At 72.2% G+C, this 20,829-nt stretch carries 21 protein-coding genes; 12 read left to right on the forward strand and 9 right to left on the reverse strand.

All coding sequences use genetic code 11. The annotated features are described in order from the left end of the window. Positions 1-92: 92 nt before the first annotated feature. A complete protein-coding gene (locus J2Y46_RS00305; protein ID WP_310239394.1) occupies positions 93-2,153 on the forward strand; it encodes an NAD(+) synthase in 2,061 nt (686 codons plus the stop codon). 101 nt (positions 2,154-2,254) lie between these two features. On the opposite strand, the gene J2Y46_RS00310 is transcribed toward J2Y46_RS00305, so the two are convergent. After that, a complete protein-coding gene (locus tag J2Y46_RS00310; RefSeq protein ID WP_045296561.1) occupies positions 2,255-2,833 on the reverse strand; it encodes a hypothetical protein in 579 nt (192 codons plus the stop codon). A 262-nt stretch (positions 2,834-3,095) separates the two neighbouring features. On the opposite strand from J2Y46_RS00310, the gene J2Y46_RS00315 reads away from it, so the two are divergent. Both J2Y46_RS00315 and J2Y46_RS00320 read left to right on the forward strand, forming a co-directional pair. After that, positions 3,096-4,568: an NAD(P)/FAD-dependent oxidoreductase gene (locus tag J2Y46_RS00315; RefSeq protein ID WP_052676646.1), complete on the forward strand. Its 1,473-nt coding sequence runs from the start codon at positions 3,096-3,098 to the stop codon at positions 4,566-4,568. 4 nt (positions 4,569-4,572) lie between these two features. Then, positions 4,573-6,117: a lipase maturation factor family protein gene (locus J2Y46_RS00320; RefSeq protein ID WP_310239398.1), complete on the forward strand. Its 1,545-nt coding sequence runs from the start codon at positions 4,573-4,575 to the stop codon at positions 6,115-6,117. Here J2Y46_RS00320 and J2Y46_RS00325 read toward each other — a convergent pair. Next, positions 6,089-7,636: an MFS transporter gene (locus J2Y46_RS00325; RefSeq protein ID WP_310239401.1), complete on the reverse strand. Its 1,548-nt coding sequence runs from the start codon at positions 7,634-7,636 to the stop codon at positions 6,089-6,091. The genes J2Y46_RS00320 and J2Y46_RS00325 overlap by 29 nt on opposite strands. A gap of 68 nt (positions 7,637-7,704) precedes the next feature. Between J2Y46_RS00325 and J2Y46_RS00330 the strand changes: the two genes are divergently transcribed. Continuing rightward, positions 7,705-8,262: a nucleoside phosphorylase gene (locus J2Y46_RS00330; RefSeq protein WP_045296539.1), complete on the forward strand. Its 558-nt coding sequence runs from the start codon at positions 7,705-7,707 to the stop codon at positions 8,260-8,262. Positions 8,263-8,269: 7 nt separating this feature from the next. On the opposite strand, the gene J2Y46_RS00335 is transcribed toward J2Y46_RS00330, so the two are convergent. From J2Y46_RS00335 to J2Y46_RS00345, 3 genes are all read right to left on the reverse strand, one after another. Further along, positions 8,270-9,121, reverse strand: coding sequence for an SGNH/GDSL hydrolase family protein (locus tag J2Y46_RS00335; RefSeq protein WP_045296540.1), 852 nt, complete (start codon positions 9,119-9,121; stop codon positions 8,270-8,272). 193 nt (positions 9,122-9,314) lie between these two features. Beyond that, entirely contained in the window at positions 9,315-12,323 is a 3,009-nt protein-coding gene (locus J2Y46_RS00340; RefSeq protein WP_310239405.1) for an SMC family ATPase, read from the reverse strand. Then, the gene (locus J2Y46_RS00345) at positions 12,320-13,468 is read right to left on the reverse strand and encodes an exonuclease SbcCD subunit D (protein ID WP_045296542.1); all 1,149 of its coding nucleotides are present in this window, start codon (positions 13,466-13,468) and stop codon (positions 12,320-12,322) included. Before J2Y46_RS00345 ends, J2Y46_RS00340 begins: the two co-directional genes overlap by 4 nt. Positions 13,469-13,578: 110 nt before the next feature. Here J2Y46_RS00345 and J2Y46_RS00350 point away from each other — a divergent pair, with 110 nt between their 5' ends. The 4 genes from J2Y46_RS00350 to J2Y46_RS00365 all read left to right on the forward strand — a co-directional run bounded on the left by J2Y46_RS00350 (position 13,579) and on the right by J2Y46_RS00365 (position 15,760). Then, positions 13,579-14,052, forward strand: a complete 474-nt coding sequence (locus tag J2Y46_RS00350; protein ID WP_310239410.1) for an NUDIX domain-containing protein — start codon at positions 13,579-13,581, stop codon at positions 14,050-14,052. 86 nt (positions 14,053-14,138) lie between these two features. Then, positions 14,139-14,699, forward strand: a complete 561-nt coding sequence (locus J2Y46_RS00355) for a hypothetical protein (RefSeq protein WP_045296565.1) — start codon at positions 14,139-14,141, stop codon at positions 14,697-14,699. 3 nt (positions 14,700-14,702) lie between these two features. Then, positions 14,703-15,434 (forward strand): alpha/beta hydrolase, encoded by a 732-nt coding sequence (locus J2Y46_RS00360; protein ID WP_310239412.1) that lies wholly within the window; start codon positions 14,703-14,705, stop codon positions 15,432-15,434. Positions 15,435-15,544: 110 nt separating this feature from the next. Next, positions 15,545-15,760, forward strand: coding sequence for a hypothetical protein (locus J2Y46_RS00365; protein ID WP_045296545.1), 216 nt, complete (start codon positions 15,545-15,547; stop codon positions 15,758-15,760). 9 nt (positions 15,761-15,769) lie between these two features. Here the strand turns inward: J2Y46_RS00365 and J2Y46_RS00370 are convergent, their stop codons facing one another. The 4 genes from J2Y46_RS00370 to J2Y46_RS00385 form a co-directional block, all read right to left on the reverse strand. Then, entirely contained in the window at positions 15,770-16,216 is a 447-nt protein-coding gene (locus J2Y46_RS00370; protein WP_045296547.1) for a DUF1622 domain-containing protein, read from the reverse strand. A 56-nt stretch (positions 16,217-16,272) separates the two neighbouring features. Then, on the reverse strand, positions 16,273-16,875 hold the full coding sequence (locus tag J2Y46_RS00375) for a hypothetical protein (protein ID WP_310239414.1): 603 nt from the start codon (positions 16,873-16,875) through the stop codon (positions 16,273-16,275). After that, entirely contained in the window at positions 16,875-17,114 is a 240-nt protein-coding gene (locus tag J2Y46_RS00380; protein ID WP_310239416.1) for a hypothetical protein, read from the reverse strand. The genes J2Y46_RS00375 and J2Y46_RS00380 overlap by 1 nt, the downstream gene beginning before the upstream one ends. A gap of 99 nt (positions 17,115-17,213) precedes the next feature. Continuing rightward, positions 17,214-17,507 carry a GNAT family N-acetyltransferase gene (locus J2Y46_RS00385; protein WP_310239419.1) on the reverse strand — a complete coding sequence of 98 codons (294 nt, stop codon included), beginning with the start codon at positions 17,505-17,507 and terminating at the stop codon, positions 17,214-17,216. A gap of 520 nt (positions 17,508-18,027) precedes the next feature. On the opposite strand from J2Y46_RS00385, the gene J2Y46_RS00390 reads away from it, so the two are divergent. The 4 genes from J2Y46_RS00390 to J2Y46_RS00405 all read left to right on the forward strand — a co-directional run bounded on the left by J2Y46_RS00390 (position 18,028) and on the right by J2Y46_RS00405 (position 20,824). After that, positions 18,028-18,777 (forward strand): winged helix-turn-helix domain-containing protein, encoded by a 750-nt coding sequence (locus J2Y46_RS00390; protein WP_310239422.1) that lies wholly within the window; start codon positions 18,028-18,030, stop codon positions 18,775-18,777. A gap of 99 nt (positions 18,778-18,876) precedes the next feature. After that, on the forward strand, positions 18,877-19,884 hold the full coding sequence (locus J2Y46_RS00395; RefSeq protein WP_310239424.1) for a DNA-3-methyladenine glycosylase 2 family protein: 1,008 nt from the start codon (positions 18,877-18,879) through the stop codon (positions 19,882-19,884). 51 nt (positions 19,885-19,935) lie between these two features. After that, complete coding sequence (locus J2Y46_RS00400; RefSeq protein ID WP_310239427.1) at positions 19,936-20,313, forward strand: STAS/SEC14 domain-containing protein; 378 nt, start codon at positions 19,936-19,938, stop codon at positions 20,311-20,313. A gap of 94 nt (positions 20,314-20,407) precedes the next feature. Continuing rightward, positions 20,408-20,824: a VOC family protein gene (locus J2Y46_RS00405; protein ID WP_045297718.1), complete on the forward strand. Its 417-nt coding sequence runs from the start codon at positions 20,408-20,410 to the stop codon at positions 20,822-20,824. The last annotated feature ends 5 nt before the right edge of the window (positions 20,825-20,829 follow it).

The raw sequence follows: 20,829 nt of genomic DNA on the forward strand, positions 1-20,829 counted from the left end.
CGACAGTAGCCGCGACGGCAGACAGCGCGCCCGTCCGGGCGCCGCGGGCGCCGACACGTCCGCCCTCATGCACCACCTGACAGACTTGACCCATGAGCCTGCCCTTCGACAGCGCGTACCGGCACGGGTTCGCCCGCATCGCCGCGTGCACGATCCCGGTCGCCATCGCCGACCCGGCGACGAACGCCGACGCCGTGCTCGAGGCAGCGCGGGTGTGCGACGCCGACGCGGTGGCCGTCGCGGTCTTCCCCGAGCTGTGTCTGACCGGCTACGCGATCGACGACCTCGTCATGCAGGACCCCGTGCTCGACGCCGTCGTCGACGCGATCGAGCGGCTGGTGGAGGCATCCGTCGATCTCCTGCCGTTGCTCGTCGTCGGCGCGCCGCTGCGCCACCGCAACCGCCTCTACAACTGCGCCGTCGTGATCCACCGCGGCGAGCTGCTGGGCGTCGCGCCCAAGTCGTATCTCCCGACCTACCGCGAGTTCTACGAGCGCCGCTGGTACGCGCCGGGCGACGACCGGGCCGGCCAGGACATCCGCGTGGGCGAGCTCGAGGCGCCGTTCGGACCCGACCTGCTGTTCGAGGCGCTCGATGTCTCCGGTCTCATCGTGCACGCAGAGGTCTGCGAGGACGTGTGGGTGCCGATCCCGCCGTCGTCGCGCGCGGCGCTGGCGGGCGCGACCGTGCTCCTCAACCTCAGCGGAAGCCCCATCACGATCGCGCGCGCGGAGGACCGCAAGGACCTCTGCCAGTCGCAGTCGCTGCGCTGCCTCGCCGCCTACGCATACGCCGCAGCGGGCGCCGGCGAGTCCACGAACGACCTCTCGTGGGATGGCCAGACCATGATCTATGAGGGCGGCAACCTGCTCGTCGAGACCGAACGGTTCCCCGACGGTCCGCGCCGCTCGATCGCCGACGTCGACCTCGACCGCCTGCGCCAGGACCGCCTGCGCCAGGGCACCTTCGACGACAACCGCAGGACGACGGGAGCGGATGCCTCGTTCCGCACCGTCCACTTCCGGCTCGACCCGCCGCGCACCGACGTGGGCCTGCGCCGAACGCTGGACCGGTTCCCCTTCGTGCCCGACGACCCCGCCCGCCTCGCGCAGGACTGCTACGAGGCGTTCAACATCCAGGTCTCGGGTCTCGTGCAGCGGATGCGCGCGATCGGCGGCCCGAAGCCGGTGATCGGCGTGAGCGGCGGCCTCGACTCGACCCACGCGCTGCTGGTGGTCGCGCGCGCCATGGACCTGATGGGGCGCCCGCGCAGCGACATCCTCGCGTACACCATGCCTGGCTTCGCCACGAGCGAGCACACGAAGTCCAACGCGATCGCCCTCGCCGAATCGGTCGGCGCCTCGATCGACACGATCGACATCCGGCCGCTCGCGATCGAGATGCTCGAGCGCCTCGGGCACCCGTTCGCCGACGGCGAGCCGGTGCACGACATCACGTTCGAGAACGTGCAGGCGGGTCTGCGCACCGACTACCTCTTCCGCCTCGCGAACCACCACGGCGGCATGGTCATCGGCACCTCCGACCTGTCGGAGCTCGCCCTCGGCTGGGCAACGTACGGCGTCGGCGACCACATGAGCCACTACGCCGTCAACGCCGGCGTGCCGAAGACCCTCATCCAGCACGTGATCCGCTGGGTGATCTCCGAGCGCGAGGGCGTCGACGACCGCGAGGCCGAGGTGCTGCAGTCGGTGCTCGACACCGAGATCTCGCCCGAGCTGGTGCCCATGGGTCAGGACGGCAAGATGCAGTCGACCGAGGACCGCATCGGACCCTACGCGCTGCACGACTTCGCGCTGTTCCACATCCTCCGCTACGGCTTCCGCCCGTCGAAGATCGCCTACCTCGCCGCGCACGCGTGGGGCGATGCCGAGGCCGGCGCCTGGCCCCCCGGCTTCCCCGACGAGGACCGCTACGCCTACGACCTGCCCACGGTCGCGAAGTGGCTGCAGGTGTTCCTGAAGCGCTACTTCGCGTTCGCGCAGTTCAAGCGCTCCGCGATCCCCAACGGTCCGAAGGTCTCGCCCGCAGGTTCGCTGTCGCCGCGCGGCGACTGGCGCGCCCCGTCGGACGGCAACGCCCGCGTGTGGCTCGCGGAGCTGAAGGCGGCCCTCCCCGATCTCGTGAAGGACTGAAGAAGCGGATGCTGCGGCCCGCGGCATCCGTTCCGCCGGCGCCTTCGGCGGTGCGCGCTGTCGCCGGGATCAGGAAGAACGGCGATTCCGGATGCTGCGGCTCAGGCGGGTGCCTGCGTGTACGCCAGCGTGATGATCCAGCTGTCGCGGGACAGGTCAGCGAGCTTGTAGAAGACCTTGCGGTCGGGGATCCAGCCCTTCGTCAGCGGGCTGTCCAGGCGCACGTGATCGGCGGCGACGCGAGCGCCCCGGCCGTCGGCATCGCGCACGGCCTGCACGCGGGTCCAGTGGGCGAGGAGCTTGCCGAGGTCGTTCTCGTCGAGCAGGTGCGAGTGCCGCTTCATGAGGTGCAGCTCTGCGTCGTCGGGGTGCGCGTCGCGCAGATCGAGCCCGAGGGAGGCGTCGGCATCGGCGACCGCGACGACGGTGGCGGCGCGGAAGTTGACGTTGCGGATCTTCAGCGGTACCTCGGCACCGCCCACCTCGGCGATCAGCTGGGTGTGGAACCCGAACGTGCGGGGGGCCTCGCGCTCGACGCGCACGTCCTTCGGGTCGACGCCGAGCTTCGTCGCGACGATCTCCTTCGCGAGTGCGCGTTTGCGGTCGTGGTCCGAGAGCTTGGGGTCCCAGCCGAGACGCGCCGTGATTCCTGCCGGAGTCTCGAGAAGCACCGATTGCATGATCCACCCCATTCTCCGCGGCCCGTCCGCACCTCCATCCTGTCGCGGCGGGAAGCGGTGAGGAAGATCGCCACGCCCCTTCGTCTCCACCCGATCGAGTCCCCGCGATCCTGTCGCCTGTGCGGACACGCGGGTCGGTGACGACGACGCGCCGATGACGGATGCCGCCTCCCGGCGTGTCGCGTCCCGCACCCGCCCTTTCGCGCGAGACGGGCCGTCAACCCCCCTCCCAGGACCGCGGGGCGATGGAAGGATGGGGCGCATGGCGAGGCGCGCGACGGTGATCGGCAGTGGCCCCAACGGGCTGTCGGCCGCGGTCGCGCTGGCGCGCGCCGGCTACGAGGTGCGCGTGCTCGAGGCCGCCGCGACCATCGGCGGCGGCGTCCGCACCGCGGCGCTCACCCTTCCCGGCTTCCGCCACGACGTGTGCTCGGCGGTGCACCCCGCGGCGCTGTCGTCGCCCTTCTTCCGGGCGTTCGGCATCCACGAGCGGGTCGGCTGGATCCACCCGCTCGCCTCGTACGCGCAGCCGCTGGACGGCGGGCGCGCGGCGATCGCGTGGCGCGACATCGAGCGCACGGCCGATGCCCTCGGCCCCGACGGCCGCGCATGGCGGGCGGTCCTGCGCCCTCTCAGCCGTCACCTCGGCGGCCTCGTGGACTTCACCGGGTCACAGCTGCTGCGGTGGCCGCGGCATCCGGTCACCACCGTCCGGTTCGGTTTGCGCGCCCTGCAGCTCGGGACGCGCCTAGGCCGCGGGACCTTTCGCACCGAGGAGGCGAACGCGCTGCTCGCGGGCGTGCTCGCGCACGCGAACACCCCGCTGCCCTCGCTCGGAGGGGCCGCCTCGGGGCTCTTCCTCGCAGCGCACGGGCACTCCGCCGACGGCTGGGCGTTCCCCCGCGGCGGCTCGCAGGCGATCGCGGACGCGCTCGTCGCCGATCTGGAGGCGCACGGTGGCGGCGTCGAAACCGGCAACCGGGTGCAGACCCTCGCGGGACTGGACTGGGGTGATCCGGATGCCGGCGACCTGCTGCTGCTCGACACCACGCCGCGGCTCCTCCTCACGCACCCCGACCTTCCCGCGCGGTACGCGCACGCCGTGCGGCAGTACCGCTACGGCCCGGCCGCCGCGAAGGTCGACTTCGCCCTCGACGGCCCCGTGCCGTGGTCCCATCCCGACGTCGCCCTGGCCCCCACCGTGCACCTCGGCGGCACACGGGAAGAGGTCGAGGCGAGCGAGAACGCAGTGGCGCGAGGCCGCCTGACCGACCGGCCGTACGTCCTGACCGTGCAGCCGAGCGTGCTCGACGGCACTCGTGCCCCCTCGGGCAAGCACGTGCTGTGGGCGTACATCCACGTTCCGGCGGGGTCGACGTTCGACCCCACCGAAGCCGTCGTGCGGCAGGTCGAGCGCTTCGCTCCGGGATTCCGTCACGGCATCCTCGCGAGCCACGCGATGACGGCCGCCCAGCGCGCCGCGTACAACCCCGCCGACATCGACGGCGACATCCTCGGCGGCGCGTTCACGTTCGCGCAGGCGATCCGGCGCCCCGTCGTCTCGACGACGCCGTGGCGCACCCCGCTGCGGGGCGTTTACCTCGCGTCGGCGTCGACCCCGCCCGGACCCGGCGTCACCGGCATGCCGGGGTGGTACGCCGCACGCCAGGCCCTGCACGATCGCGGGCGTCGTCGTGGCGACCGCCTCGAACTCGGGGATCTCTTCGGAGCGTGACCGGGTGGACGCTTTCGCCGCGGTCGACTTCGAGTTCGCTCGACAGGTGCTGCAGCGGGGCATCGCCGCCCTGTTCGTCATCGCGTTCGTCTCGTCGCTGAACCAGTTCCGCCCGCTTCTCGGCGAGCACGGCCTGCTGCCCGCGTCGGAGCTGCTCGAGTGGGTGCGAACCTCGAAAAGAGGGGCCCGGATGCTGCGCCCCACCCTGTTCCGTCATTTCCGGTACACCGACCGCAGACTCGTCGCCCTGTGCTGGACGGGCATCCTGATCGCCGCGACGCTGGTCGCGGGCCTCCCGCAGCTCGGTCCGCCGTGGGTGCCGATGCTGTGCTTCCTCGCGCTGTGGCTCGGGTACATGTCGATCACGAGCATCGGGCAGACCTTCTATGGATTCGGCTGGGAGATGCTGCTGCTCGAGGCCGGCTTCCTCGCGGCGTTCCTGGGCTCTGACGACCAGCCGCCGCCGGTCGTCGTGATCGTGCTGTTCTGGTGGCTGGTGTTCCGACTCGAGTTCGGCGCGGGCATGATCAAGATCCGCGGTGGGCGCGAGTGGCGCGACCTCACCGCGCTCACCTACCACCACGAGACGCAGCCGATGCCGGGGCCGCTCAGCCGCCAGGCGCACCTCCTCCCCCGCTGGTTCCACAAGGGCGAGGTGCTCGCCAACCACTTCGCGCAGCTCGTGGTGCCGTGGTTCCTGTTCGCGCCGTTCGCCGGGCTCTTCGTGTCCGGACCGGTGCCCGCCATCATCGGGGCGGTGGCGGCCGCGATCGTCATCGCGACGCAGGCGTGGCTCGTCGTCACCGGCAACTTCGCATGGCTCAACTGGATGACGATCGTGCTCGCCTTCTCGGCGATCGGACTGCCGGGCATGGGCGCAGAGTATGAAGGCGCGGCTGGGCCCACGCGCCTGGAGGCTCCGGCCACCGCGCCGGCGGTGACCGGCGAAGGCGTGGGGACCCTTCCTCCCGGCGTGTTCAGCGGGATCCCGGTGTACTGGCTCGTCATCACGTGCGCGGTCGGCGTGCTGTACCTCGTGATCAGCTGGTGGCCGCTGCAGAACCTGTTCGCGCGGCGGCAGCTGATGAACGCGTCGTTCAACCGGTGGCAGCTCGCCAACGCCTACGGCGCGTTCGGCACGGTCACGAAGGAGCGCATCGAGATCGTCGTCGAGGGCACGATGGACGACGATCCTGACAGAGCCACGTGGCAGGAGTACGGCTTCAAGGGAAAGCCCGGCGAGGTGCACCGCATCCCGCGGCAGTTCGCGCCGTACCACCTGCGCCTCGACTGGCTGATGTGGTTCCTCCCGCTCGGGCGGTCACTGGACGAGTGGTTCACCGCATTCCTGGTGCGGCTGCTGGAAGCGGATGCTGCGACCCTGCGTCTGCTCGCGCACGATCCGTTCTCGGGCGAGCGGCCGCGATGGGTTCGGGCCGTGTCGTACCGCTACCGCTTCACCACGCGCGCGGAGTTCCGCGAGTCCCGCGCCCGATGGAAGCGCGACCGGCGGCGCACGGTCATGGGACCGGCGTCCCTCCGCCGCTGACGGCGGCCTCGCGCTCGCGCGCGCTGCGGCGCGCGGTGAGGTCGACAATGGCCACCAGGAACGCGAGCGCGAGGAAGACCGCGACAGACAGCATCCCGAAGGCGTACGCGTCGTGGTAGACGACGAGGCTGTCGTGGGAGCCGGACTCGCGGTAGATCGCGGCGTAGAACAGCGACAGCGCGACCGCTGTGCCGACCGCCGCGCCGATGCGCTGGCCCAGCTGGCCGACGGAGCCGGCGAGGCCGCCCTGCTTGACTGGGATGTCGCCGAGAGTGAGCGCCTGGTTCGGGGCGATGACGAGACCGCCTCCGGCACCCCCGACGGTCATGACCGCGGCGGCGATGTAGGGGGTCCACGCGGGGTCGCTGTAGAGCGCCGCGAGCACCAGCCCGCCGACGCACAGCAGCATGCCGGCGAGACCCCACACCACGACCACGCGGCCGTGCGTGCTGACGAGGTTGCCGCCGATCCACGAGGTGACGGCGGAGGCGAGCGCGAATCCGATCGAGACCATGCCCGCGTACACCGGTGCGAGCCCGAGGCCGAGCTGCAGGAACAGCGTCGTGACGAGGAACATCGCCGGCGCCGCGGTGAAGTACGCCGTCTGCAGCAGCGTGCCGTTGCGATACGACGTGATGCGGAAGAGGCCGAGCGGGATGAGCGGGTTGCGGCCGCGCTTCGCGTAGCGACGCTCCCACGCGATGAAGGCGGAAGCGAACAGCGCGAAGGCGACGAGCAGCCACCACCGCGCCGGGTTGTCGGTGGGCGCGCCGGTGGTGAAGAGGAAGGGCCACATGAGCGAGATCACGCTCGCGCCGAACAGCAGCACACCGACCGGGTCGAGCTGCACCTTGCGCTGGGATCGCGTGCGGGTGTCGGGCAGGAGCCACAGCGCGAGCGCGATCGCGATGAGGCACAGCGGCACGTTCATCCAGAAGATGAGCCGCCAGCCGTTCGTCGGCCCGCCGAGGGCGATGAGCAGACCGCCGAGCGTCGGGCCGAATGCGGTCGCGATGCCGATCGTCGCGCCGAAGAGGCCGAAGGCGCGGGCACGCTCCTTGCCCTGGAACAGCTCCTGCGCCATGCCGAGCACCTGTGGCATCTGGATGCCCGCCGCCACGCCCTGCAGGAGCCGCCCGATCAGCAGCGCCTCGGCGGTCGGCGCGAGCGCGCACAGCACGCTGGTGACCGTATAGAGCGAGAGCCCTACGACGAACAGCGTCCGCCGCGAGCGCTGGTCGCCCAGGCGGCCCATCGGCACGAGCACGAGCCCGAAGGTGAGGACGAATCCCGACACGATCAGCTGCAGCTGGGTCGAGCTCGCTCCGAGCACCTCGCCGATCGACGGCAGCGCGACGTTGACCTTCGTCATGTCGAGGATGGTGATCGCCGCGACCGAGACGCAGACCCAGAATGCGCGCCAGCGGGCGCCGTGGGACAGGGGGATGACGGCGGTCGTGACCGGCACGGCGCGCGCCGGCCTCGAGGTTCTCTGCGGCGTCGGCTGTGGCTGGGACATCTCGCCCAGGCTAACCCCGTCCGCGGCGCGTCGGGCGCAGACTCCGGCGAGCGGGAGATGATGGGAGGGTGAGACTCCTCGTCGCCGCCCTCGCCTCCGAGCTCGTCGCGTTCCCCGACGACCTCGACGGATTCGACCGCCTCGTCACCGGCCCCGGCAAGCTCCAGGCGACATACGCGCTCACCCGCGCCCTCGACGCGAACGCATACGACGAGGTCGTGGTGGTCGGCACCGCGGGCGCGATCGACGCCCGGCTCGAGGCATCCGTCTACGAGATCGCCGCCGCCCTGCAGCACGACGTCACCGACATCGACGGGATCGTCGGTCAGCATGTGTCACTGCCGGCGCGCGTCGAGCTCGACGCCGACGGCGTGACGATCGCGACCGGCGACCACTTCGTCGACGACTCCGAGGCCGTGGAGGTCATCCGGCCGCTCGGCGCCGGCCTCGTCGACATGGAGACGTACGCCTACATCTGGGTCGCGCAGCGGTTCGGCGTGCCGATCCGCGTGCTCAAGGCCGTCTCAGACCGCGCCCAGGACGGCGCGATCACCGACTGGCGCACGGCCGTGGCTGCCTGCAGCCACCAGCTGCGCGACCGCATCCGCGCCGACTACGGCGTCTGACCCCGCCTCACGACACCCACTGCGTCTTCGCCCATGTGATGTTCGCCAGCGTGGCCTGGCCCGACAGCGACGGGTGGAAGTAGTCCCGCGTCGAGATGTCGGACTTCGCGAACGCATAGTTCGCGACCGCGTATCCGTCGAATCGGCACTTCGCGGTGGCTGCGCAGGCGGCCTCCAGCACCTTGTTGAAATCGGTCACCCGCTGCTGCACCAGCGTGCGGCGCTGCACGTCGGCGGTCGCGCTGCTGCTCGGGTTGGCGAGCATCGATTGGCAGGTGCCGAGCAGCGACCACGCGAGACGGGCGGACAGACTCGACCTGTTGATGTCGTAGAGGCGCTGCAGGCTCGGGATGCTCGCGACGAAGATCTCCGGCGCCGCCGGACTCGCTGCCAGGGTGGAGAGCGCCGCCTGCACGTTGGTCCGGAACGCATCGACCGACGTCATCTGCGCCACGGTCCGGGTGCAGGCGTCGATCGCGCCGATCTCGATCGTGACGTACTCTGCCCCCTGTCCGGCGGCCATCTGCGCCTGGGCGGGCAGCGCCGACGATCCCACGCCTGATTTGGCGTCGTTGAAGACGTTGACGAGGCCTGCAGACCCGGCCGCCCGCAACCGCTGCAGGTGCGAGTTGACCGATGTCGTGGTTCCGGTGGACCAGCTGTTGGCCGGACATGACGTGAGGCTCGAACACGTCATCGCCGCCTGGGTGATCGAGTCCCCGAGCGAGGCCATGCGGGTGATCATCGCCGGCGCGGGTGCGGCGTGCGCGGCGGAGGCGGCGCTGAGAGTGCCGGTGAGAAGAAGGGCGGATGCCGCGAACGCGGCGAGGGCGCGGCGCGCCCGAGAGGTGGAACGCATTTCGACTCCGTACGTCGTCGTAACGAGAGGGCGCGGCTGACGGCCGCGGCCGGACGAGCGCCGGCGGTCGGGCGGGATCGCGAATCCCCAGGAAGCGATCTGCCGCGAACGATACACCCGTGCATCGCCCCGGCGACAGGGGGACCAGCCCCACCACGGTGCCGCGCTGGATGGGCGGAGCCGAGCCCGTGGCTCAGACGCGGGCGGCGGCGTCCTGCCGGATGACGCTCGGCCCGGCCGGTGTCGCCTCGACCGCGAGCTGCGCGGGCAGCTGCTCCTTCATCGCGGCCACATGGCTGATGACGCCCACGGTGCGCCCGCCCTGGCGCAGCTCGTCGAGGGTGCGCATGGCGAGGTCGAGCGTCTCCTCGTCGAGCGAGCCGAAGCCTTCGTCGACGAACAGGGTGTCGAGTCGCACACCGCCCGCACGGGCGGTGACGACCTCGGCGAGCCCGAGGGCGAGCGCGAGCGATGCGAGGAACGTCTCGCCGCCCGACAACGACTGGGCCGGACGGGACTGGCCGGTGAAGGCGTCCATGATCTCGAGGCCGAGGCCGGACGCGGCGCCGCGCGCGGCCCGCGCATCGGTGTGCTGCAGCCCGTAGCGACCCGACGACATGTCGCTGAGCCGCAGGTTCGCGGCGGCCACGATCTCTTCGAGTTCGGCGGCGAGCACGAACGTCTCGAGGTCCATCTTCATCGTGTTGGGGGCGCGGCCCGCGACGGTGTCGGCGAGCCGTGCGATGGCCGCGGCCTCTGCGGCGCGTGCGGCGACGCCGGCGTACGCGTGATCGATCTGCATCGCGAGATCGCGGAGTCCCGCCACCAGCGTGCGCGCGTCGCTCTCCGCGCGGAGCGCCTCGGTGCGTGCCGCGTCGGCGGCCGCGAGCGCCGCCTGTGACGCATCGGTGTCGACGCGCTCGCTCGGCGCGCCCGCGAGTTCGAGCTCGAGCTCGAGCATGCGCGCCCGCGCGGCTCCGAGCTGCGTGTCGTGCGCCGAGATCCGCTCTGCGAGGGCTTCCACGTCGGGGAGTGCGGCGAGTGCGGCGGTCGCCTCGGCGACGTCGGCGAAGACGGATGCCGCGATCCTCTCGTCGACGTCGGTGCGCGCCTGCGCTGCCAGGGTCGCCGCGCGATGCGCATCGGCGCGGGCGTCGACCGCCGCACGGCCCGCGTCGCGGATCGAGGTGGCGTGGGCGACGCGGTCGGCGACGCTCACGTGCTCGCCGCGGGCCGCGTCGACCGCCTCGCGCGCAGCCGCGACCCGCTCTTCCAGCGCCGCGATCCGGGTGCGTGCCTCGGCGAGTCGCTCCGTCAGGGATGCTCGGGATGTCTCGGCCTCGTGGTCGAGCGCCGCCAGCTCGGTGCGCCGGGCCGCGAGCGCATCGCGGCGTTGGACGGCGCGCTCGGCGGCGGCCAGGTCTGCGGTGGCCGCGGCCAGCTGCTCGCGGAGCCGCTCGACGCCTTCTCCGCCGGCGCGGGCGGCTGCCGCACCATGGCGTTCCCGCGCGGTCTTCGCGACGTCCGCTGCGGTGCGCTCGCGCGCGACAGCCGCGTCACGCTGGGCCTCTGCCGCCGTGAGGAGCTCGTCGGTCACCGGCTCGTCGGCCTGCGCGGCCGGCGACGGATGTGCCGTCGCACCGCACACGGCGCAGGGCTCGCCCTCGACGAGCGTCGCGGCGAGCTCGCCCGCGTAGCCGTCGAGACGGCGCTGGAGGAGTGCGGCGACCCTCTCGGCGGCGGCGGCGGCCGCCGCGGCCGCATCGCGGTGGACGATCTCTGCTGCGCGCTGCGCGTCGGCGAGCCCTTCGGCCTCGACGGCGGCCGCAAGGCGCCCGGTGAGCTCGTCGTGGCGCACCTGAGCGGGATCGCGACGGGAGGCCGCCGCGCGCTCGGCCTCGAGCTCCGTGTCGATGCGCTCGAGCTCGGCCGGCACCTGCGCGCGCTGTGCATCGAGTGCCACGACATCGGCCTCGAGCCGCGCCGCGTCCGCTGCGGCAGCCGTCTTCCGCGTCTCGCCGTCGGCCAGGGCCGCCTCGTGCGCGAGGGCCGCGGTCCATACGGCCAGCTCGCCGGTGAGTCGCTCGACCACCGCGGAGAGATCGTCGGCGCTCGCGTCGTCGGTGCCGGCGACCGCACGAGCCCATGCCGCGTCGGCGGACGCGGCCAGCTCGGCCGACGTCGCCGCGCTGCGCTCGGCTCGGCGTGCCGTCTCGAGTGGCGCGCGCAGCACCTCTGCAGAGCGTGCCCGGTTGAGTCGCCGACGGTCGTCGGCGATCTGCGGGCCCGCCTCCTCGAGCGCGGCGAGCCGCTCCCGCGCGCGCGAGAGCTCTGCCTGCGCCTTGGCCAGCGCGACGCGCTCGGCGTGCGCAGCCTCCGCGAGGGTGCGGGTGTCGTCCGCAGCGGCGCGCTCGCGCGTCAGCGTGTCGAGGCGGTACGACGCACGCTGCTGACCGAGGTCGACCGCCGCGCGCCGCGCAGCAAGGTCGAGCGGCCTGTCGCCCTCGGCCTCCTCGGCCGGCACGAGCTCGTGCGCCGCGATGAGGCGCTCCGCCTGATCGAGCAGGGTGCGGGCCCGTTCGCCGAGCGCATCCAGCTCGTGCTGCGCCGCCTTGCTGCGCTCGCCCAGTTCGCGCGCGTACTCCTCGTAGCGACGCGTGCCGAAGAGCGCGCGCAGCAACGTCTGCCGCTCCGTGCCGGAGGCGAGGAGGAACCTCGAGAAGCGGTTCTGCGCCAGCAGGATCACCTGCTGGAACTGCTGGGCGTTGAGGCCGAGCACCTCGTCGAGGAACAGCCCGACGTCGCGTGGTTTCGCAGCGCGGCCGATCCACTCGCCCGCGACGAGCTCTTCGAGCTCGGCCCGCGTGGGCTCGGTGGTGAGCCCGCCGCCGCGTCTTGCAGGCCGCTGGTACTCCGGAGCGCGGGTGACCCGCCAGCGCCGGTCGCCGACGGTGAACTCGAGGCGGACCTCGGTGGGATCCTCGGGCGCGCAGTGGTCGCTGCGCAGGCGCTTGTCGCCCGTCTCGTAGCGGGGCACGCTGCCGTACAGCGCGAAGCAGACGCCGTCGAGGATGCTCGACTTGCCCGCGCCGGTGCGGCCGGCGATGAGGAAGATGCCGTCGTGCGAGAACGCCTCGAAGTCGACGCTCTGCCTCTCGAGGAAGGGCCCGAAGCCGGTGAGCTCGAGGTGGTGCAGCCTCACGCGGTCGCCTCCACCCGCGCGCGCTGCTCCAGCAGCTCGCCGACGAGCTCGGCCTCGCGGATCGACGCGCCCTCTCCCTCGCGCACATGGGAGAGGAAGGCGTCGACGAGCTCGGCGTCGTTGCGGGCGGAGCGGACCCGTTCGGCGTAGGAGCGCGCATCGTCGATGCGCGTCGCGACCGGCGCGTGACGCACCTCGGCGCAGAACGGGAAACGGGCGAGCAGTCGCCGCATCGGGTCGCGCTGCGGCAGTGGATCGGTGTATTCGGCGCGTACCCACTCGTCGGCGTGGGACGCGAACCGCTCGTCGGAGAGCAGCTCGTCGAGGGTCGCGGTCAGCGTGGTGAGGGCGCGCGGCACCGGCAGCGGGAGCCACTCGATGTCGCCGAGTCCCTCGGCGCCGAGTTCGACGAGCCATGCCCCGCGCGGCTTGTGCCCCTCGTCGAAGCTGTAGTGCAGAGGCGCCCCGGCGTATCGAACGCGCGGCGAGAGCTGCTGACGCCCGTGGATGTGGCCGAGGGCCATGTAGTCCACGCCGTCGAAGGCGGACAGCGGAACGATGTCGAGCCCGCCCTGCTGGATGTCGCGCTCGAGGTGGGGTGTCGGCTCGACCCCCGCCGCGAAGCAGTGCGCGACCGCGATCGAGCGCGCCCCGCGGGTCGCGGCATCCGTCCGCACCAGGTCCATCGCATGCGCGAGCACATCGGCCTGCGTGCGCACGCCGGGCCAGGCGCCGCGCAGGAGCACGGGCTCGAGGTACGGGATGCCGTACACGTGCACGGGGCCGTGCTCGTCGTGGACGGTGATCGGGGTCCCGATGGTCGCGGGATCGGTGATGACGTGGACGCCGTCGCGGAGGAGGCCCGATTGAAAGCCGAGCCGCGCCGCCGAGTCGTGGTTGCCGCTCGTGACCACGACGGTCGCACCCGCGTCGGCCAGGCCGCGCAGCGCGTCCGTCAGGAGCGTATATGCGCCCGCCGCGGGTGTCGCGGAGTCGAACACGTCGCCTGCGACGATCACGAGGTCGACGTCGCGCTCCGTCACCTGCGCGACCAGCGCCTCGAGCACACCGCGCAGCGCATCCAGCGTCGAGTGGCCGTGGAACGACCGCCCGATGTGCCAGTCCGAGGTGTGCAGGATCCGCATGCTCACACGGTACGTTCGGCCCCTGACATCGCCGGCGAGGCAGGCCGCGGACCGGCGAACCACCGGGGTTTCCGCGTCGGCGCGGCGTCTCCGGCGCGTACCCTCGAGCCATGTCCTTGCCCGAGGTCTGCGTGGTGTTCCTGCTGCGCCGCGGGGCGGACGGGGCCGAGGTGCTGCTGGGCCGCAAGCGCGCCGGGCTCGGCCGGGGGAAGGTCGTCGGCATCTGCGTCGAGGTCGACCCGGGCGAGGGCGCCGACGAGGCCGCCGTGCGCGAGGCTCGGAAGTCGCTCGGCGTGCGGGTCGAGGCATCCGATCTGCTGTTCGCCGGAACGGTCGAGTACCACTTCCCGACCCGGCGCGCGTGGTCCCGGCAGGCGACGGTGTTCGTGTGCCGCAGGTGGCGGGGCGACCCCGTCGAGCGCGACGGGATGACGCCGCAGTGGTACGGCCTCGACGCGGTGCCGTACGCGCGCATGTGGGACGACGCCTCGCGGTGGCTCCCGGGCTTGCTCCGCGGCGGCACGGTCGACGCGCGCTTCACGTTCGGGGCGGATCTCGCGACGGTGGTGCTCACCGCGGAGTGACCGCGGCGGCGTCGCCGCCGGCCGGGTTCGCTCCTCTTCCGGCGGTGCACCCTCCCTTCGGTCCTCCGCCGGACGTATCGTGGAACATGGCGCACAACGCAGACACCGCTCCGCGATCGACCGTGGTGGCGCTCGTCGGAGCCGACAGCGACGAGCTGCTGACCGGCCTCGCCGATGTTCCCGCGCTCGTCGCGCTGTCGTTGCGCGAGGCCGAGCCGGCCGTCGCCGCGCACCTCGTCGCCTCCGTCTCGATGCCCTACGTCGTCCACGACGCGGACCCGCTCGAGCACGTCGCGTCGGCCTGGGTCGAGCTGTACGAGGAGCGCGCCACGCTGGGCTCCCTCGAGGCGGAGGTCGGTGCGCTGCTGTCGCTGTTCGCGTCGGGCGAGGCCGTCATGCCCGACTACTACGTCGTCGCCGGACCCGAGGCGATCGAGGGCACGTGGCGGCACTGGTGGCTCGGTGCGCTCGCCCACCACGCCCCGTCGCGCGTGCTTCCGGTCGAGGCATCCGGCACCGCCCTGCGGGCGAGGCTGCGCTCCCTGCCCGCCTCACGGCCCTGGCCCGAGCCCGAGGCCTGGCTGCCGCGGGTGCACTTCGACATCCCCGATCGCGTCGGCCTTCGCGATCAGCCGGGCGCCGCCTGATCCATGACGGACGTGGAGAGATTCGCGCACGCCGGCGCGACACTGGTCGCGCAGCGGCGCGGACGCGGCGAGCGCGTGTACGTCCTCATCCACGGCATCGGAATGGGCCGAAGCGTCTTCGCCGACCTCGAGCGTCATCTGGGCGACGGCGAGGTCGTCTCGTTCGACCTCCCCGGCTACGGCGAGGCCCCCGAACCGCGCCGCGTGCTCACGATCGAGCGCACCGCCGATCTCGTCGCCGCGTACCTCCGGGCTCGCGTGCGCGCCCCCGCCGTCGTCATCGGGCACTCGATGGGCGCGCAGGTCGCGCTGGAGGTCGCCGTACGCCATCCCGCGCTCGTCGACGGCATCGTGCTCATCGGGCCGACCGTCGATCCCGAGGCCCGGACGGCACCGCGGCAGGTGTGGCGGCTGCTGCGCGACATCGCCGTCGAGAGCCCGGTGGTGATCGCGCGCGGCGCTCGGGAGTACGTGCGCGCCGGGCCGCGGCTGCGCGCCAAGTTCCGCGCGATGCTCCGGCACCGTCCCGAGGAGGCACTGCCGCGCGTGCGGATGCCGGCGCTGGTTCTGCGCGGCGAGGACGACATCGTGGCGCCGCAGCAGTGGTGCCGACAGGTCGCGGACGCGCTGCCCGACGGCCGGCTGGCCGAGGTGGCGGGGCACGGTCACGAGACGATGATCCGGGATGCCGCACCCGCCGCACGGGTCATCCGCGAGTTCGCCCGATCGGTGTGACGACGGCTCGCGACTGCCTGGTCCCGCCGGAATCCTGCCATCCCCGTCGCAGCCTGCAATGTCGGAACCCCCGCGTAGGTTTCACACTGTCGGAACCAACGGAGGAAACCATGTTCGCTGTATACGCCGCCGAACAGCAGTACCGCCACGACACCTGGTCGCGAGACCGCGAGCACGCGATCCTCGCCTCCATCCGCGAGCGGAGGACCGCTGCCGCCGTGCGCCGCCCGGCCCGCGTCATCGCCCGCCCGCAGCGCGTCGCGTGGGCGCGGCCGATCGGGCTGCACGTCTCGGAGCACGACCCCGCGGTCTGCGCGGTCGCGTAGCCCACGAGGTCAGGGCGTGCGCGGGTCCGGGGGAGCAGGCCCGCGCGCTGCGCCGGCGGCCTGCTGGGCCGCGCGGTCCTTCGCGACCGCATCGCCGATCATCTGGCCCCCGCTGCGCAGGAGGGCGCGACGCCACGGCAGAGTGCCTTCGATCTCGATCTGGATGGAGATCGACAGGATGGTCCGGATGAGCACGATGAGACCCAGGATGGCCGCGTCCTCGAGAGAGGGCTTGGAGGTGATCGTGCGGATGAGGTCCGCGGCGACCAGGACCTCGAGCCCGAGGAGGATCGCTCCGCCGAGGGTCGTGCGCAGTGTCGTGAACGCGGTCTGACCGCCTTCGTGACGCGCGAGCGACCGGCCGCCCAGAACGAGCGCGATCACGAAGCCCACGATCATGGCGGCGGCGCCGACGGCCTCGAAGCCGACGGCGACGGCCGTGAACACCGCCTCCATGTGCACGCGCCCAGCCTAGGGCCGGGTGCGTGCACATCGGCGGGCGAATCGCGGAGTCAGTCCGCGGCGTGGCGCCGCGGGTGCGCAGGGTCGTCGGTGTCCCCGACCGACACCTGTCGCGCGAGCTCCTCGATGTCGTTCTCCGGCAGCTCGATGCCGGACTGCGTAAGCCGCTGGCGCAGCACATGCGCGATGTGCTCCAGAGGATGCGTGCCGACGTCCTGGCGCGTCTGCGCGACGATGCCCGCCACCTTGTCGACGTCGGACGCGTTGTTCTGCGCCATCGCGGGAAGCCGCTGCTCCTGCTCGGTCCCGAGTGCACCGGGGGTGCGCTGCGCCTCCCCCGCGGTCTGGGTCGCGCGGGCGCCGTCCTGGCCGTGGTGGTCCCTGCCGTCTTCCACGACCCCGATGCCGACCGCCTCGTGGCTCGGCGGGGGCGCCGCCGGCACCCCGGGCTCGACGTCGGTCCGACCCGGGTCCCCCGTCGCGGATGCGGCATCCGGCGCGTCCGGCGCAGGCTCGCCCAGCGCGGGCGGTGCCGAGGGCGGCTCGTCGCGCACCGGTTCGCCCGGCGCCTGCGTGCCGCCGGCACCTGCGGCATCTTCTCGATCGGGGCGGTCGACCCCCGCCCGCTCGTACTCGTCACCGGTCGTGCTCATCACGGCTCCTCTCCTCGTCCGCTTTCGGTCGCAAGGTCGGGATCGGCACCCTGCCGCGCCGCCTCCCCCTCGACGGGGTCGTCGGGCTGCAGCGCGGCATCCGTGAGCAGGTCGGCCCCGCTCACCGCCGCGGTGCGCTCCCGCGACTCCGTGTCGTCGACCTGCTCCCAGCCGCCGGGCGGGTCGGCGTTCACGACGCCCTCGGGCAGGTCCTGGTCTCTCGCTCGATCGCGATCCATGGCGTGCTCCTCTCGTCCTCCCCCAGCCTCCGTCGCGCGGCCGCACGGCGACATGGGGTTGACAAGAAGTGCCGACGATGTCGGCGGGGCACACTGCGGCTACGGACGCGGATTCAGGATGCCTCGGCGCGTCGGGTTCGCATCGAACCAGTCCGCGACGTACCAGCACACCGGGATGACCTTGCGATCCCCGCGCGCCTCCAGCTCCTCGACCGCGCGCTCGACGAGCTCGCCGGCGTAGCCGTGCCCGCGGAAGGTGGGAACCGTATAGGCGCGTGTCATGGCAACGGTGCGTCCGTCGTCGCGATAGTCGAGCACGCTCACGAGATCGTCGCCGCGGTGCAGGGTGTACCGCGAGGCGTCGGGCTCTTTCGCGAAGCGGAGGTCGGTCACGCCGCCAGGCTACGCCCGCGGCGCCACGGCGGGACGCGTCGCCCGGTATGTCGCAGTGATCACCCAGCTGACACTCGGTCTCACCCGACGTGGGACTGAGCAATCTGTCACATTCCGAAACGATCTGGGCCCGGAACCCGTGCGATTTGACGTTTTTGGACAAAGTCGGTAATAATCGGGCTCATGACTGACAACGCGCTGTATCTGTCCGCCCGGGAGGCGAACAGGACTGCCGGCATGATGATGGCCGGCCGCGTTGTCATGTGTTGTCGAATGTGCCACTAGCACGGTGACCCCCGTCGGACTCCTCCTCCGCTTCTGAACACGGATCGTACGGAGTCCCCCGAAGCACCGGTTTCGTGCGTCGATCACGCGCACCCGGACCCGCTTCGCACACCGCCCAACGTCGGGCACAGGCCCCATCCGGCCTACGGCCTTTCTCGCCACCGACGACCAGGGCCGCAGCACATCATCCAACCCGGTCTCCGCCACACGGGTTCCTCCCGCAAGGACCATCATCATGTCGACCACCGCACTCCTCGACCGTCCCACCGCCACCGCCCCCGTCCGCCACCTCCGCGCCGTGAATCACCCGGCCGCGGTCGAGGCGCCTGCGGCCCCGGCCCCCGAGCCCGCGCAGCCGGCCGGGCGCGCCCTCCCCGCCGGCACGTCCCCGCGTGGCTTCGCCCTCTACGTCGGCATCGACGAAGCCAAGGCCGCCGCCTCCGGCGTGAACCTCGGCGTGCTCGTCGACGCCCTGCGCCGCACCCTCGCCGAGCTGGCCCCGTCCGCCGAGACCTACGCCACCGTCGCCCTCGCGCCGGTGGGCTCGGGCGGCCGCGACGTCGACGTCGTGCGCCTCGCGCTGCACGAGCCGTCGGCCGTCGCCCGCACCAAGCAGGAGGAGCCCGAGGACGAAGAGCCCGCCTCGGGCGGCGTGGTCGTCGACATCTCGCGCAAGCGCGTGCTCATCGACGGCGAGTCGGCCGCCTTCACCTTCAAGGAGTTCGAGCTGCTGCAGTACCTCGTCCTGCGAGAGGGCCGCACCATCGAGCGCACCGAGCTGGTGACGTCGCTGTGGCAGGGCGCGACCGACGAGGACGCCCCGGGCGAGCGGACGATCGACGTGCACGTGCGTCGTCTTCGCGCCAAGCTCGGCCGGTACGAGGACATCGTCCGCACCGTGCGCGGCGTCGGCTACCGCTTCGACCGTCACGCCGACGTCGTCATCCGCTACGGCCACGGCACCCCGTCGCCCGACCGCTTCTGATCGCATTCTGTCCATCTGTCGCATCGGGTCAGCCGCGCCGACCCTTCGCGACAGGCGAGCAGGATTCGATGTCGGAGGGCGGGGCGTAGGGTGGGCGGCATGACCACCTCGCTCTCGCGCATCCCTCGAGCGAGGGATGCCGAGCGCTTCGGTCCACGGGCGGCGACCCGCGATCCCCGGCCCGACTATGGCCGACCGCTCGAGACGGAGTACCGGCCGCGGCATCCGCTCGACCTCCGCCGCACTGTGCTGTATCAGCGACGCGGAGCCGGGGACCCGACGATGGCGGTCTCGGGCGCGGTCATCTGGCGGGTGAGCCGTACGCCGGCCGGCATCGCGACGCTCGCGATCCGGGAGACGCACCCGGGCGTGATCCGCGGCGCCGCCTGGGGTCCGGGCCGCGAGTGGGCGCTCGCGCAGCTTCCCGCGCTGTGCGGTGCGGACGACGAGCCCGGCGACTTCGATGCGTCGCGGCATCCACTCGTCGCCGACGCTCATCACCGCAATCCCGGGCTGCGCCTCTCGCGCACCGATCTCGTGTTCGACGCCCTGGCGAGCGCGGTCTTCGAGCAGAAGGTCACCGGCATGCAGGCGTTCGGAGCGTGGCGGCGCGTCGTGACGTGGTGCGGCGAGCGTGCTCCCGGCCCGACGCCGGCGCCGATGTTCGCCCCGCCGACGATCGACGGATGGCAGCGCGTCCCCTCGTGGGTGTGGCACCGCGCGGGGCTCGAACCGCCGCAGTCGAAGACCGTCGTGCGCGCCGCCCGCCGCGGCGACGCGATCGTGCGGGCCGTGCTCGCCGCCGACGACGGCGAGGCCGTCGACCGCGTGCTCGTGAGCCAGCCCGGCATCGGTCCATGGACCTCCGCGGAGGCTCGCATCAGGGCACTCGGCGACGCCGACGCCGTGAGCGTCGGCGACTACCACCTGGCTCACGAGGTCGGCTACGCGCTGACCGGCCATCGCACGGACGACGATGGGATGCTGCGGCTCCTGGCCGCGTGGCCGGGTCAGCGCCAGCGCGTGATCCGTCTCATCGGGGCGAGCGGTGTGCGCGAGCCCCGGCGCGGCGCGCGCCTGCACCCCGAAGACCACCGCGACCGCTGACTCTCCGCGCGTCCGCGCCGCGGTCGCGGCGTCCGCCGACACGATGGACGCATGATCGAGTCTCTGCACGGCCTGCCCGACGGCGTCATCGGGTTCCGCGCCATCGGCGCCGTCGACACATCGGACTACGTCGGGTCTCTCGACCCGGCGATCGACGCGGCGGTGGACGCCGGCCGCAAGGTCAACCTGGTCTACGTCCTCGGCGACGAGTTCGAGCGCTACTCGCTCGGCGCTCTCTGGCAGGACGCCAAGCTCGAGGGGAAGCCGGCCGACGTGTGGGGGCGCATCGCGCTCGTCACCGACCACAGCCTGATCGGCGAGGTGATCCACGGCATCTCGTTCCTGTTCCCCTGCGAGCTGCGGATCTTCGCGGTGTCGGCGCTCGACGACGCGATCGCGTGGGCGGCGGAGGGGCCCAAGGACACCTGACGCGGACCTCCTTGTGGATGTCGGAGGTCACGACGACACTGGGACGCGCCACGCGGCCGGGCGCGGCATCCACCACCCACTTCAGGAGTTCGACATGCCCAGCCTCAACCCGTATCTCTCCTTCAAGAACGAAGCCCGCGAGGCGATGACGTTCTATCAGAGCGTGTTCGGGGGCGACCTCGACATCTCGACGTTCGGCCAGTTCGAGGGGATGGTGCAGGACCCCTCCGAGAACGACCTCGTGATGCACGCGCAGCTCACCAGCCCCGACGGGTTCATCCTCATGGGCGCCGACACGCCCACCGGAATGAACTACGAGAGGCCGGCCGGCATCTCGGTCTCGGTCAGCGGTGACGACGAGGCCTCGCTGCAGGGCTTCTGGGACAAGCTCGCCGACGGCGGCACCATCACGATGCCGTACGACACCCCGCCGTGGGGCGGAAAGTTCGGCATGCTCACCGACCGCTTCGGCATCGACTGGATGGTCGCGGTCAACGCCCAGCAGGCGTGAGCCCA

Source organism: Microbacterium sp. BE35 (assembly GCF_031457705.1).
Classification (GTDB): domain Bacteria; phylum Actinomycetota; class Actinomycetes; order Actinomycetales; family Microbacteriaceae; genus Microbacterium; species Microbacterium trichothecenolyticum.